This is a genomic window from Enterovirga sp. CN4-39 (assembly GCF_049446235.1).
In the GTDB taxonomy this organism is placed as follows: Bacteria; Pseudomonadota; Alphaproteobacteria; order Rhizobiales; family Beijerinckiaceae; genus Enterovirga.
The window spans coordinates 344,972-358,036 of sequence record NZ_JBMSEF010000002.1 but is presented as its reverse complement, the minus strand read 5'-3'; the positions used below and the strand labels follow the sequence as shown (position 1 = coordinate 358,036).

General features: G+C 68.1%; 17 protein-coding genes. 7 read left to right on the top strand and 10 right to left on the bottom strand.

The window, feature by feature from the left end; translation table 11 throughout:
* Positions 1-3: 3 nt before the first annotated feature.
* Positions 4-585, top strand: a complete 582-nt coding sequence (locus tag ACO2SS_RS05505; RefSeq protein ID WP_423276586.1) for an NAD(P)H-dependent oxidoreductase — start codon at positions 4-6, stop codon at positions 583-585.
* Here the strand turns inward: ACO2SS_RS05505 and ACO2SS_RS05500 are convergent.
* Complete coding sequence (locus ACO2SS_RS05500; RefSeq protein ID WP_423276585.1) at positions 582-935, bottom strand: DUF6883 domain-containing protein; 354 nt, start codon at positions 933-935, stop codon at positions 582-584. The genes ACO2SS_RS05505 and ACO2SS_RS05500 overlap by 4 nt on opposite strands.
* A complete protein-coding gene (locus ACO2SS_RS05495) occupies positions 932-1,174 on the bottom strand; it encodes a DUF4926 domain-containing protein (RefSeq protein ID WP_423276584.1) in 243 nt (80 codons plus the stop codon). The genes ACO2SS_RS05500 and ACO2SS_RS05495 overlap by 4 nt, the downstream gene beginning before the upstream one ends.
* Positions 1,175-1,237: 63 nt before the next feature.
* Here ACO2SS_RS05495 and ACO2SS_RS05490 point away from each other — a divergent pair, with 63 nt between their 5' ends.
* Positions 1,238-2,026 (top strand): creatininase family protein, encoded by a 789-nt coding sequence (locus ACO2SS_RS05490; protein ID WP_423276583.1) that lies wholly within the window; start codon positions 1,238-1,240, stop codon positions 2,024-2,026.
* 76 nt (positions 2,027-2,102) lie between these two features.
* Here ACO2SS_RS05490 and ACO2SS_RS05485 read toward each other — a convergent pair whose 3' ends face one another.
* Positions 2,103-3,440, bottom strand: coding sequence for a cytosine deaminase (locus tag ACO2SS_RS05485; RefSeq protein WP_423276582.1), 1,338 nt, complete (start codon positions 3,438-3,440; stop codon positions 2,103-2,105).
* A gap of 83 nt (positions 3,441-3,523) precedes the next feature.
* Here ACO2SS_RS05485 and ACO2SS_RS05480 point away from each other — a divergent pair, with 83 nt between their 5' ends.
* Entirely contained in the window at positions 3,524-3,913 is a 390-nt protein-coding gene (locus tag ACO2SS_RS05480) for a RidA family protein (RefSeq protein ID WP_423276581.1), read from the top strand.
* On the opposite strand, the gene ACO2SS_RS05475 is transcribed toward ACO2SS_RS05480, so the two are convergent.
* The 3 genes from ACO2SS_RS05475 to ACO2SS_RS05465 form a co-directional block, all read right to left on the bottom strand.
* Positions 3,891-4,226, bottom strand: coding sequence for a hypothetical protein (locus ACO2SS_RS05475; protein WP_423276580.1), 336 nt, complete (start codon positions 4,224-4,226; stop codon positions 3,891-3,893). The two genes, ACO2SS_RS05480 and ACO2SS_RS05475, sit on opposite strands and share 23 nt — an antisense overlap.
* A gap of 57 nt (positions 4,227-4,283) precedes the next feature.
* Positions 4,284-5,198: a metal ABC transporter substrate-binding protein gene (locus tag ACO2SS_RS05470; protein WP_423276579.1), complete on the bottom strand. Its 915-nt coding sequence runs from the start codon at positions 5,196-5,198 to the stop codon at positions 4,284-4,286.
* Between the two features lie 152 nt (positions 5,199-5,350).
* Complete coding sequence (locus tag ACO2SS_RS05465) at positions 5,351-5,611, bottom strand: hypothetical protein (RefSeq protein ID WP_423276578.1); 261 nt, start codon at positions 5,609-5,611, stop codon at positions 5,351-5,353.
* 101 nt (positions 5,612-5,712) lie between these two features.
* Between ACO2SS_RS05465 and ACO2SS_RS05460 the strand changes: the two genes are divergently transcribed.
* Entirely contained in the window at positions 5,713-5,970 is a 258-nt protein-coding gene (locus tag ACO2SS_RS05460; protein WP_423276577.1) for a hypothetical protein, read from the top strand.
* A 32-nt stretch (positions 5,971-6,002) separates the two neighbouring features.
* Here the strand turns inward: ACO2SS_RS05460 and leuC are convergent, their stop codons facing one another.
* The 4 genes from leuC to rplS all read right to left on the bottom strand — a co-directional run bounded on the left by leuC (position 6,003) and on the right by rplS (position 9,183).
* Positions 6,003-7,418, bottom strand: a complete 1,416-nt coding sequence (leuC, locus tag ACO2SS_RS05455; protein ID WP_423276576.1) for a 3-isopropylmalate dehydratase large subunit — start codon at positions 7,416-7,418, stop codon at positions 6,003-6,005.
* 272 nt (positions 7,419-7,690) lie between these two features.
* Positions 7,691-8,152, bottom strand: coding sequence for a carboxymuconolactone decarboxylase family protein (locus ACO2SS_RS05450; RefSeq protein WP_423276575.1), 462 nt, complete (start codon positions 8,150-8,152; stop codon positions 7,691-7,693).
* A gap of 23 nt (positions 8,153-8,175) precedes the next feature.
* Entirely contained in the window at positions 8,176-8,667 is a 492-nt protein-coding gene (locus ACO2SS_RS05445) for an Rrf2 family transcriptional regulator (RefSeq protein WP_423276574.1), read from the bottom strand.
* 111 nt (positions 8,668-8,778) lie between these two features.
* Positions 8,779-9,183, bottom strand: coding sequence for a 50S ribosomal protein L19 (gene rplS / locus ACO2SS_RS05440; RefSeq protein ID WP_423276573.1), 405 nt, complete (start codon positions 9,181-9,183; stop codon positions 8,779-8,781).
* Between the two features lie 262 nt (positions 9,184-9,445).
* On the opposite strand from rplS, the gene ACO2SS_RS05435 reads away from it, so the two are divergent.
* From ACO2SS_RS05435 to ACO2SS_RS05425, 3 genes are all read left to right on the top strand, one after another.
* A complete protein-coding gene (locus ACO2SS_RS05435; RefSeq protein ID WP_423276572.1) occupies positions 9,446-11,038 on the top strand; it encodes an ABC transporter substrate-binding protein in 1,593 nt (530 codons plus the stop codon).
* A 63-nt stretch (positions 11,039-11,101) separates the two neighbouring features.
* On the top strand, positions 11,102-12,079 hold the full coding sequence (locus tag ACO2SS_RS05430; RefSeq protein WP_423276571.1) for an ABC transporter permease: 978 nt from the start codon (positions 11,102-11,104) through the stop codon (positions 12,077-12,079).
* On the top strand, positions 12,079-13,032 hold the full coding sequence (locus ACO2SS_RS05425; protein ID WP_423276570.1) for an ABC transporter permease: 954 nt from the start codon (positions 12,079-12,081) through the stop codon (positions 13,030-13,032). The genes ACO2SS_RS05430 and ACO2SS_RS05425 overlap by 1 nt, the downstream gene beginning before the upstream one ends.
* The last annotated feature ends 33 nt before the right edge of the window (positions 13,033-13,065 follow it).

The window sequence follows — 13,065 nt, the reverse complement described above, 5'->3', positions numbered from 1 at the left end:
AAATTGCTCGTCCTCTACCTCTACTGCCATCCGCTCGAGGACAGCTTCCACGCGGCGCTCCGCGAGCGGGCGCTCGCGGGCCTGAAGCAGGCGGGGCACGCCGTCGATCTCTGCGATCTCTACGCGGAGGGCTTCGACCCGGTGCTCTCGGCCGAGGGGCGGCGGGCCTACCACGACACGAGCCGCAACCGGACCGGGATCGAGGCCTATGTCGAGCGGCTGCAGGCGGCGGAGGGGCTGGTGCTGCAGTTCCCCGTCTGGAGCTTCGGTCCGCCCGCCATGCTGAAGGGCTTCGTCGATCGCCTCTTCATGCCCGGCGTGGGGTTCGACATCTCCGACCCGGCAAACGTGCGCAAGCTGCTGCGCTACCGCCGGCTCGCCGGCATCACGACCTATGGCCGGCCCTGGTCCCGCGCTTTCGCGGTCGGTAACCCGCCGAAGAAATGGGTGACGCGCTACCTGCGCGTGATGGGCCAGGGACTGGTCAGGACCGACTACCTGGCCCTCTACCACATGAACGTGGCAACCAACGCCCAGCGGGCGGCCTTCATGGAGAAGGTGGAGCGGCGGATGGCGGGGTTTTAGCGTTCGCCGGGATAGGCCGTGACGAAAGTTGCGACACCGGGCGCGATCGGCCTAAGCGCCCAGACCGTTCGGATGTGAATGACCCGGTTCAAGGGCGTGAGCACGCCGCCGGCAATGGCGATGTACTGGCCGTCTGACCGCATCCTAAGACCAATCAGCTCGCCATTCCGCCCATGTTTGCGGAGCGCATGAGCAAGGTCGTCCGGCCGCTCGCGCGAGAAGCCTCGTCCGAGGAAGAATGCCGCCTTCGACGCGCCGGTGGGGTGCTGCAGATCGAGAAGGTAGCCGACCAGCTTCTCCCGGCCGACCACGAAGACCTGGACCCCAATCCGCGGATCCGAGCCGATCACGCGGTCCAGACGACTTCGAACTGAGAGCGGGTCAGGTCTACAAGCGACGGAAACGGCTCGATGAACTCGACGCAATATGCCGGATCACCCTGCCACTTCATGACGATCGTGCCCTGGGCGCCCCTCGGAAGGGTCCCGGTCTCCGTAACGACAGGCTCGAGCAGGCTCACGACATCCAGTTCGGCTGGATCGTGTTCAGCGAGCAGCTTCGATGCGGGCGCCGCGGATGCTATCGTCATCGCCCCAATATAGGCTGAGTGGCGCCGGCGACCAACCGGACCGCTCTTCAACCCCCTCTACACATGCGCAAACACTACTGGTCCGAGCTGACGACGACCGATTTCGCCGCGCTCGATCCCGAGACGACGATCGTCGTCTGGCCGATCGCCGCCACGGAGCAGCATGGGCCGCACCTGCCGGTCATGACGGACACCGCGATCGCGGACGGGATGGTGGAGGAGGTGCTGCAGCGCCTGCCCGAGGACCTCGACATCCTGATCCTGCCGACGCAGGCGATCGGCAAGTCGAACGAGCACCTGCGCTCGCCGGGCACGCTCACGCTCTCGGCGGAGACCGCCATGAAGGCCTGGGTCGAGATCGGCGAGGCGGTGCACCGGGCCGGGCTCGCCAAGCTCGTCATGGTCAATTCCCACGGCGGCAATGTCGACCTGATCTCGATCGTCGCGCGCGAGCTGCGGGTCCGGCTCGGTATGCTGGTGGTCGGCTGCTCCTGGAGCCGCTTCGGCCGCCCGGCCGGGCTCTACACGGACGAGGAGCTCGCGGTCGGCATCCATGCCGGCGACATCGAGACCTCGCTCATGCTACATTTCCGGCCGGACCTCGTGAAGATGGACAAGGCGGGGAATTTCGCGCCCTCCACGATCGAGATCGCCAAGGAGTTCGACCTGCTGCGGCCGACGGGCTTCACGGCCTTCGGCTGGATCGCGCAGGACCTCCATGCTTCCGGCGCCGCCGGCGACGCCTCCCGGGCCACGGCGGAAAAGGGCCGGCTCACGGCCGAGTTCGCGGCCGAGGCCTTCATCAAGCTGCTCTACGACGTGAAGCGTTTTTCGCTCGACCGGCTGGCCTAGAGCGGATGAGGCCGACGCCGTTGCCCCCGGCCGCCGCTCCGTGGATCCCGGCTTTCGCCGGGATGAGCGCGAGCCGTCAACCGCCAAGCCGGTCCAGCTCGCGATAATCGGGAAGGCCCGTGTCGATCGCCTGTCCGGCGACGAGCACCAGGCGGTCCGATTGCGGCCTGGTGACCAGTTCGCCAAACGTCCTGGCCGAGATGAGGACGAGGTCGGCCGGGCCGCCCTCCCGTATGCTCCCCGCCCCGTCCAGCCCCGTGATGGCGGCTGCGGCCGGGCCGAGGAGGCGCGCCCAGGGCCGGTCCGAATGGTCGAGGTGGAGGATGCGGGTCGCCTCCCGGAACACCTCGACCATGTCGAGATCGCCATAGGCGTAGAAGGGGTCGCGCGTATTATCGCTCGCGACCGCAACGGCAACGCCCGCCGCATCGAGCTCGTGCAGGGGCGCGACGCCACGCCAGCGCGGGGTGCGGCCGCCCTGCCTGTCCTGCAGATACATATTGCACATCGGCAGGGAGACGATCGCGATGCCGGCCTCGCCGACCTTGCCGATCACGCGCCGACGGTCTGCCTCGTCGAAGAGGGCGAGCGAGCAGCAATGGCCGGCCGTGATGCGGCCGTGGAAGCGGTTGCGGAGGGCGGCATCGGCGATCCGCTCCAGCGACCGGGCGTCGGGCGAGTCGCTCTCGTCGACATGGAAATCGAGATCGAGCCCGTTCGCGGCGGCGGCCCCCATCATCCGGTCGAGCGCGCGGTCGAGCCGCTCGTCCGGCGCCTCGCCCATGAAGGTCAGGCCGCCGAGCACGCCGCCATGGCGGGCCACCGTCTCGACGATGGACCGGAACTGCGCCTCGTCGCCCTCGACGCATTCGTACGGGAAGAGGGCGACGGCCTGGAGGGCGATCTGCCCGGCCCAGGTCTCCCGCATCTCGGCGAAGACCGGCCAGGTGATGCCGGTCTGCGGGCCGATGCTGTCGAGATGCGTGCGGATCGCCCCCGTGCCGTGCGCAAAGGCGCAGCGCAGCGCGAAATCCATGCGGGCCCGGACGTCGTCGGCCGTCCAGCGCGCCTCGCGATCCGCCGCGACCGTCATGCGGGCGCCCAGGAAGGTGCCGTCCGGGTTCGGCGAGCGGGCCGTGATATGTCCCTTGTCGAGATGCGTGTGCATGTCGACGAAGCGCGGAAGGACGAGGCCGTCGCGCAGGTCGATCGCCGGGATGTCCCCTGCCCCGCCCTCGCCGGGAGGCGCAATGCGGGCGATCCTGCCGCGCTCGACGACGATGTCGGCGGCCGCAATCCTGTCCGGCCCGGAGGCGAGGTGCAGCCCGGGCGCGAGGTCGAGGGGGACCCGAGCATTGGCGATGCGGTAGGCGGCGCCGGTCGGCACGTCTGCCGGGCGGAGGCGGAGGCTCATCGTCGATCCCTGTTGGCGCCGCCTTCTTGGCGCAGGACCAAGTCGCGAGCTAGCCTGATCGCAGCCTTCGCGGACACTCGCTCATGAACCGACCCGTCAACCCGCCCGCCATCAGGGCGCCCTTCAGCCGCTACAGCCACGGGGTCCTGGCGCCGGCGGGTGCCGAGATCCTGGTGACCTCCGGGCAGCTCGGGGTCGGGCCGGACGACCTCGTGCCCGAGGATGTCGAGGCGCAATGCGTTCTCTGCTTCGAGAACCTGTCGGCGATCCTGGCTGAGGCCGGGATGAGCTTTGCGGACGTGATCCGGTTCAACGCCTTCGTGACCGACCGGGCCTATTTCCCGATCTATGGCGCGGTGCGCAGCCGCTACGTGTCCGGCGAGACCTATGCCTCGACGCTCGTCATCGTGAGCGGCTTCACCCGACCGGAATTCAAGGTCGAGGTCGAGATCACGGCGGCCCGACTTCCCTGAGGCCGTAGGTCTCGAACGGGATCGCGGCCTCCGGCAGCGGCACGGCCACCTCGGCGAAGACGACCGGCAAGGCCGTGTCGTCGCCGCCCGACCGGGCGCCGCCGTTGAGGAGCATGCCGGCGCTCGCCGCGACGAGGCCGAGCGTCCAGGCCGTCAGCGCCGTGCCGTAGAGCCGCCGGAGAAGGCCCCCGGGCCGCCGGCGCCGTCGGATGGCGCGCAGCCGCCCAGGCCTGAGGACGAGTTCCTCGTCCGGGACGCTCAGATCGCGGATGACCGGCCCGCGCTGAAACAGGTTTTCGGGTCGTCGTACCAAGGCGAGACACTCCGTCGTGTTCACCTTGTCGTTGTGCAGCGACCGTGCCGGGCGCGGTTAACCACTTGTTAACGCGGACAATAGGGCGGCGAGGTTGTGCCGCATCATGCCGATATAGCTCGCGGCCGGCTCTCCGGGGGTCGCCAGTGCGTCGGAATAGAGCCGCCCGCCGAGCCGCGCCCCGCCCTCGGCCGCGATGCGGGAAGCAAGACGCCCGTCCGAGACGTTCTCGAGAAATACCGCCGGAATCTTCTTCGCCCTGATCTGGCGGATGATGCGCGCGACGTCGGCCGCGCTCGGCTCGCCTCCGGCCGAGACGCCCTGCGGCGCCGTGAAGGCGATGCCGTAGGCGCGGGTGAAATAGCCGAAGGCCTCGTGCGTGCTGATCACCTCGCGCCGGGCGGGCGGGATCGCCGCGATGCCGGTCCGGATGTCGCGATCGAGTTCGTCGAGTTGCGCAAGATAGCGCGCCGCATTCGCCTCGTAGGCCGGGCGTCCCTCCGGGTCGATCCGCACAAGGCCGTCCCGAATGTTGGCGACGTAGAGCTTGGCGTTGGCGACATCCTGCCAGGCATGCGGGTCGACGTCATGGGCGTGCCCGTCGTGCGCGTGCCCACCCTGCGCGCCGTCCTTGAGCGGCGAGACGCCCGTCGAGGCCGTGAGCACCGCTACGGACTTGGAGCCCGAGGATCGCACCAGGCGGTCCATCCAGCCCTCGAGCCCGAGTCCGTTCACGACCACGAGGCGCGCCTCCTTGAGGCGGCGCGCGTCGGCGGGGGACGGCTGGAAGGAATGAAGATCCGCGTCCGGCCCGACCAGGGCCGAGACCTCGACCCGGTCGCCCCCGACCTCCCGGACGAAATCCGCCAGGATGGAGAAGCTCGCGACGACCGGGACTTTCCCCTCGGCAGCCAGGCCCGGTGCGGGCCCGAGCGCGAGAATGGCGAGGAGGGCGAGGACGAGGCGGCTCATGCAGGATTCCCGGGCTCGCCGGGCGAGCGCTCTAAGTAATGTTATTTCGTAACGTTCGATGGATCAAGAAGCCTTCCGGGGATGAGGATCTCCGGCCCCGCCTGGCCAGACCGGTCCGACCGGCGCGGGAGGGCGCCGCGCGCAGCGCCCGCTCACCACCAGCCGAGTTGGAACCCGAGCCACCAGACGAGGCCCGCCGCTACCACGACCGAGATGGCGCGGCCGATGCGGCGGCCCCAGAGCTCGATCGGGTCGGTCCCGCCGCCCTCCGCTTCCCCGATGGCGTCACGGCCGGCGAAATGATCCCCGGTTCGCCGCGCGGCCCGCGCGAGCGAAGACGTGCCAACGGTCTCGCTGTCCCGCCGGACGCGCTCCAGCGCCTCCCGGCTTTCCTCTTCCCGATCCTGGTTCACGGCTCACCTGCCCGGCATGGCGATGCCTGTTCGAGGGAACGCACTCTTTCCTGAGCCGTTCGGGTCCGCAACCGGACATCCCGGTGGATGGAGTTTATCGAATGCTGAGACATGCACTCGCCGCGTCGGCGATCCTCTTTGGGCTGACCATCGGCGCGAACGCCCTCCCGGTCGCGCCGCAAGGCATGGCGGCGGAGGCGCCGATCGTCGAGGTGCAGGGCCGTCACCATGGCCGGCATCATGGCTGGCGCGGCCACCCCAAGCGACACCACGGCTGGCATCGCGGCCACCATCGCGGCTGGAAGAAGCACCACCGCAGGCATCACTACCGGCACCATCACCGCCGGCACTGGTACTGAGCGGGCGGGGCGGCCGAGGCCGCCCCTTCCCCTTACCGGAAGGTCCGGACGTCCACGAAGCGCCCGGCGATCGCGGCCGCGGCCGCCATGGCGGGCGAGACGAGATGCGTGCGGCCCTTGTGGCCCTGCCGCCCCTCGAAATTGCGGTTCGACGTGGAGGCGCAGCGCTCCTCCGGGGCCAGCCGGTCGGCGTTCATGGCGAGGCACATCGAGCAGCCCGGCTCGCGCCAGGCAAAGCCGGCCGACTTGAAGATCCGATCGAGCCCCTCGGCCTCGGCCTGCATCTTCACCACGCCCGAACCCGGGACGATCCAGGCCTCGACGGAGGGATGCACCGTCATGCCCTCGACGACCTTCGCGGCCTCGCGCAGGTCCTCGATCCGGCTGTTGGTGCAGGAGCCGATGAAGACCCGGTCGATCGTGATGTCCGTGACCTTCGTGCCGGGCTTCAGGCCCATGTACTCGAGGGCCCGCTTCTTCGACAGGCGCGTGTTCTCGTCCGTGATCCCGTCCGGATCCGGCACGAAGCCGTTGATCGAAACGACATCCTCGGGGCTCGTGCCCCAGGTGACGAGCGGCGGCAGGCTGGAGGCGTCCAGCCTGATCTCGCGGTCGAAATGCGCGCCCTCGTCGGACGGCAGCGTCCGCCAGAAGCGCACGGCCTCGTCCCAGGCATGGCCCTTCGGGGCCTTCGGGCGATCCTTCAGATAGGCGAATGTGGTCTCGTCCGGCGCCACCATGCCGGCGCGCGCGCCGCCCTCGATCGACATGTTGCAGAGGGTCATGCGGCCCTCCATCGAGAGCGCCCGGATGGCCTCGCCGGCATATTCGATGACGTGGCCGGTGCCGCCCGCGGTGCCGATCTCGCCGATGATGGCGAGGGCGATGTCCTTGGCGGTGACGCCGGCCGGGGCGCGCCCGTCGACGGTCACGCGCATGTTCTTCATCTTCTTCTGGATCAGCGTCTGGGTGGCGAGGACGTGCTCCACCTCCGAGGTGCCGATGCCATGCGCCAGCGACCCGAAGGCGCCATGCGTCGAGGTGTGGCTGTCGCCGCAGACGATCGTCTGGCCCGGCAGCGTGAAGCCCTGCTCCGGCCCGATGACGTGGACGATGCCCTGCCGGACGTCGAGCTCGTTGTAATACTCGATGCCGAATTCCTGGACGTTCTCGGCGAGCGCCGCGATCTGCTGGGCGGATTCCGGATCGTCGATCCCGGTGTGGCGGTCACCCGTGGTGACGTTGTGGTCGACGACCGCGAGCGTCTTCTCCGGCGCATGGACGCGCCGCTTCGCCACGCGCAGGCCCTCGAAGGCCTGGGGCGAGGTCACCTCATGGACGAGATGGCGATCGATATAGAGGAGGCAGGTCCCGTCGGGCTGGCGATCGATGACGTGATCGTCCCAGATCTTGTCGTAGAGCGTGCGGGGACCGTTTGTTGCAGACATCGTGGTGACCTTGAGAACAGGGAGAGCGGCACTTCGGGCACGCTCGGGACAGGGCACAGTCGCGCCTGGTGCGCGTCGTCAGACTGAGCGTCTAAGGTCCGCGAGGATCGCCGCCGTGAACCGGCCGAAGAACCTGGACGGCAGGCGCGCGTGGTCGTGGAGCACCACGAGCCCCGGAGCGATGCGCGCTACCGTCCTTGAAGCCATTCCAGATATCTAATCCGATTGCCTGCGCGCGGCAATGCGGCGCGCAGGCCTCCGTGCCTCCCGCTTCACGCGGCCGGCGCGGTCTTGTCGACCGGATGCTGGGAGCGGAAGCCCACGGCGAGGCGGTTCCAGACATTGATGGTCGCGATGGCCACCGTCAGCTTGACGATGTCCTCGTCGGAGAAGTGCTCTCGCAGGGCGGCATAATCCTCGTCCGGCGCACCCGTATCGGCCAGGAGGGTCACGGCTTCCGTCCAGGCGAGGAGCGCCCGCTCGCGTGCGTCGTAGACGGGGGATTCCTGCCAGACGCAGAGGAGGTTGATCCACTGCTCGCTCAATCCGTCGTGGCGCGCCTCCTTCGAGTGCATGTCGACGCAATAGGCGCAGCCGTTGATCTGGGAGGCGCGAAGCTTGACGAGGTGGACGAAGCGGCGCTCCAGCCCGCTTTTCTGGACATAGGTTTCGAGGCCGAGAACGGCCTTGTACGCGTCGGGCACGACCTTCCCGTAGACAAGACGCTCATGCATTGATGGTCTCCTCGCGAGGCGCCTCAGGATCGCTGGTTTCGGGCGAGGAAGGCGCAACCCCTCGCCGCGATGGCCCCATCGTCGACCGCCGCCAGATCCTCCAGGAGATCGGCCAGCGTGACCCCCTTCAACTCGGCCCGGTAGGCGCGCTCCGCCTTGAGCATGGCGACCTTGATCCCGCATGGCGCCTTGAAATACCGGCCCGGGAGCGGGTTCGGTCCGCGCTGGCGGATCTCGGCGCAGCGGAAGGCAGGCTCGCTCCCCTCGACGGCAAGCACGATGTCGAGCAGCGAGATTTCCTTCGGGGCGCGCGCGAGGCAATAGCCGCCCTTCGGACCCGGAACGGTCCTGAGGATGCCGGCGCGCGACAGCGCCTGGAGGTGCTTGAGCAGGTAGCTCGGCGAGACCCCGTGGAACTCGGCGAGGGCGGCGGCCGAGAGCACGGCCCCCGGCGCCAGCCCCGTCATCATGGCCGCGCAGTGGATCGCCTGCTCGACGCCGTCGCTGAGTTTCACCGCCGGCCCTCGATCATGGATAAAAGACATCCATGATTTGGAGCCAAGGTCAACCGGAGCAACAAAAAAGCCGCCTTGCGGCGGCTTTCGTGGGCGTCCTGGCCGGGCCGATTACTCGGCGGCCGCCGGCGCCTGGGCCTTGGCGTTCTGGTTGCTCGCGCGGCGATCGGTGCGCTCCGCGATACGGGCCGACTTACCGCGGCGGTCGCGCAGGTAGTACAGCTTCGCGCGGCGAACCTTGCCCCGGCGCACGACCTTGATCGAGTCGATCACCGGCGAATAGACCGGGAACACGCGCTCGACGCCCTCGCCGTAGGAGATCTTGCGGACCGTGAAGGACTCGTTCAGCCCGCCGCCCGAACGCGCGATGCACACGCCTTCGTAGGCCTGCACGCGGGTGCGCTCGCCTTCGCGGACCTTCACGTTGACGATGACGGTGTCGCCGGGCTCGAAATCCGGGATCGTCTTGCCGAGGGCCGCGATCTGCTCGCGCTCGAGCTGCTCGATGATGTTCATGGCGAAAAACCTCTGCTGGCGGGCGACGTCGTCATCCCGCAGGATTTCAGCATCCTGTTGTGAATTGCCCGCCGCCATATCCGAAGACGGCCCGGCTGTCGAGCGAATTCGGGTGGCGATGACCGGCCTACGACTTTCTTCGCACGGCGAAAGACCGCTATGCCGCAGACAAGCGGGGCTGGACCGGCTTGTCTGAGACGTTCTAAATTCCCCGCCCAGGCTGGCACCTCCGATCGGTGACGGCTCTCGGAGATCCCATCGCATGAAGTTTCGCAGCGTAATCCTGGCGCTTGCGGCTGCCGGCGCCATTACGGCCGCCCTGCCCGCCTCGGCCGTGACGGTCCGCTATGCCAACCAGGGCGACCTCAAGGCGCTCGATCCCTACACCCTGAACGAGACGACCACGATCGCGCATCTCGGCCATGTCTACGAGGGCCTGACGAAGCGCGACAAGGACCTGTCGATCAAGCCGGCCCTGGCGGAGCGCTGGGAGATCCCCGAGCCGAACCGCTGGCGCTTCTACCTGCGCAAGGGCGTGAAGTTCTCCGACGGCACGCCCTTCACGGCCGACGACGTCGTCTTCTCGGCGGAACGCGTGCGCGCGCCGGGCTCCAACTTCGCGACCCGCCTGCCGCCGGACGCGAAGGTGGTCAAGGTCGACGACCACACGGTCGACATCATCACGGACAAGCCAAACCCGATCCTGAACTACCAGTTCGACGGCTGGTACATCATGTCGAAGGCGTGGTCGGAGAAGAACAATGCCGTCGCCCCGACCCCGGCGGCCGCCACGACCCCGAGCTTCGCCTCCCTGAACGCGATGGGCACGGGCCCGTTCACGATCGAGAGCCACCAGCCGGGCGTCCGCACCGTCTTCAAGAAGAACCCCAACTACTGGGGGAAGATGGAGGGCAATGTCGACGAGGTCATCTTCACGCCGATCGCCAACGACTCGACCCGCGTCTCGGCGCTCCTCTCCGGCGAGGTCGACATCATCGAGCCCGTGCCGCTGCAGGACATCAACCGCGTCAACGGCTCGCCGAACGCCCAGGTGCTGACCGGTCCCGAGACCCGGACCATCTTCCTCGGCATGGACCAGGTGCGCGATGAGCTCGTGAATTCCAACGTGAAGGGCAAGAACCCTTTCAAGGATCCCCGCGTGCGCGAGGCCTTCTACAAGGCGATCGACGTCGACGTGATCAAGTCGCGGGTGATGCGCAACCTGTCGACCCCGTCGGCGCTCATGATCGCGCCCGAATATTTCAGGCTCGCCAAGGACTTCACCCGTCCGAAGGCCGATCCTGACCGGGCCAAGAAGCTGCTCGCCGAAGCCGGGTATCCGGACGGTTTCGAGGTCGGGATGAACTGCCCCTCCGACCGCTACGTTAATGACGGCGACATCTGCCGCGCCGTCATCGGCATGCTCGCCCGCGTCGGCGTGAAGGTGAACCCGATCATCGAGCCGAAGGCGCAGTACTTCGCCAAGATCCTCAAGTCGGGCGGGTTCAACACCTCGTTCTACCTGCTCGGCTGGACGCCGGCGACGGGCGACAGCCACAACGTTCTCTACGAGATCATGGGCTGCCGCGGCCGCAACGGCGCCTCGCGCGGCGACACGAACTCCGGCGGCTACTGCAACCCGAAGCTCGACGAGCTGACGGACCAGATCCTCGTCGAGACCGACCAGGCCAAGCGCGACGGGATGATCAAGCAGGCCTACGAGATCGGCATCGCCGATTACGGCTACATCCCGTTGCACCAGCAGTCGCTGGCCTGGGGCGTGTCGAAGAAGCTGAAGGTGGCTCAGCGCGGCGACAACCAGGTGCGGTTCGAGTGGGTCGTGAAGGGCGAGTAACGGCACCCTTCCTGCATCGCGGACCCGGCCGGCCCGTTCCGGCCGGGACCTGAGTTTTCCTGAATGATTGCTTTCCTGGTCCGGCGCGTCCTCCAGGCCATCGGCGTGTTCCTCGCCGTCGGCGTGATCGCCTTCACGATGTTCCGGTTCGTCGGCGATCCCGTGAACCAGATCGTTTCGCTCGACACGCCCTACGAGGAGCGGATGAAGATCCGCGCCTCGCTCGGCCTCGACGACCCGATCCCGGTGCAGATCGGCCGCTATCTCGGCCGGGCCGTCACGGGCGATTTCGGCATCTCCTACCAGTTCCGCCAGCCCGTCTCGGCCCTCTTCGCCGAGCGCCTGCCGGCGACGCTCGAGCTCGCCTTGTGCGCGACGATCTTCGCGCTCGGTCTGGGCGTCCTGCTGGGCGTGGTGGCGGCGCTGAAACGCGGGACGGCGCTCGCCGCGACGCTCGAGACCGTTTCGCTTCTCGGCATCTCGCTGCCGACCTTCCTGATCGGCATCCTGCTGATCTACGTCTTCTCGGAGAGCCTGCGCTGGCTGCCCTCCTTCGGGCGCGGCGACGTAGTGAACGTGGGCGGCTGGACGACCGGCTTCCTCACCCGGTCCGGGCTGCTTGCGCTGGTCCTGCCCTCCATCACGCTCGGCTTGTTCCAGATGACGCTGGTGATGCGGCTCGTGCGGGCCGAGATGCTGGAGGTTTTGCGCACCGACTACATCCGGTTCGCCCGCGCGCGCGGACTGCGCACCCGCGCGATCCATTTCGGCCACGCCCTGAAGAACACCCTGATCCCGGTGATCACCATCGCGGGCCTGCAGCTCGGCTCGGTCATCGCCTTCTCGATCATCACCGAGACCGTGTTCCAGTGGCCCGGGATGGGGTTCCTGTTCCTCCAGGCCGTCCAGAACGTCGATATCCCGATCATGGCGGCCTACCTGCTGCTGGTCGCCTTCATCTTCGTGACGATCAACCTCGTGGTGGACATCCTCTACACGGCGGTCGATCCGCGCATCACCATCTCCGGGCGGCCCTCCTGATGGCGGTCTCAAGCACATCGGGCGCGGCTGCTGGCGCCAAGCCGCCCGGCTTCCTGGCCCGGGCGCTCGACAGCGACCTCTGGGCCTCCTTCAAGAGCTCCAAGCTGGCGATGGTCGCGGCCTTCGCGACGCTGGTCTTCTTCCTGGCGGCCGTGCTGGCCAATCTCGGCCCGCAGGATCCGTTCGATCCCGCCCAGCTCGAGCTGATCAACAGCCGCATCCCGCCCTATTGGTCGGCGGATGGCCAGTGGCCCTTCCTGCTCGGCACTGACGACCAGGGGCGCGACATCCTCTCTGCCATCCTTCACGGCCTGCGCGTGTCGCTGATCGTGGGCGCGCTCGGGGTGCTGTTCTCGGCCACCCTCGGCATCGCGCTCGGCCTGATGGCCGGGTATTTCGGCGGGGCCGTCGATGCCGTGATCATGCGGATCGCCGACGTGCAGCTGACCTTTCCGGCGATCCTGATCGCACTCCTGGTGGACGGCGTCGCGAAGGCGGTCTCCGGCGGCCAGATGTCGACGAGCGCGATCCTCGGCGTGCTCGTGCTCTCGATCGGGCTGTCCTTCTGGGTCCAGTACGCCCGGACGGTGCGCTCCTCCGTCATGGTGGAGAAGAACCGCGACTACGTGCACGCCGCCCGCCTGATCGGGCTGCCCTCGCCCGTCATCATGGTGCGGCACGTGCTGCCGAACGCGATCGGGCCGGTCTTCGCCATCGCGACGATCAACTTCGCGCTCGCCATCATCACGGAGGCGACGCTCTCGTTCCTCGGCTCCGGCATGCCGGACACCCAGCCCTCGCTCGGCACCCTGATCCGGATCGGCAACCGCTACCTCTTCTCCGGCGAATGGTGGATCGCCGCCTTCCCGGGCCTCACGCTCGCGCTGCTCGTGCTCGCCGTGAACCTGCTCGGCGACTGGCTGCGCGATGCGCTCAACCCGAAGCTGCGGTAAATGCTCCGCTCGCATGACTAGGTGTGCTCGGGG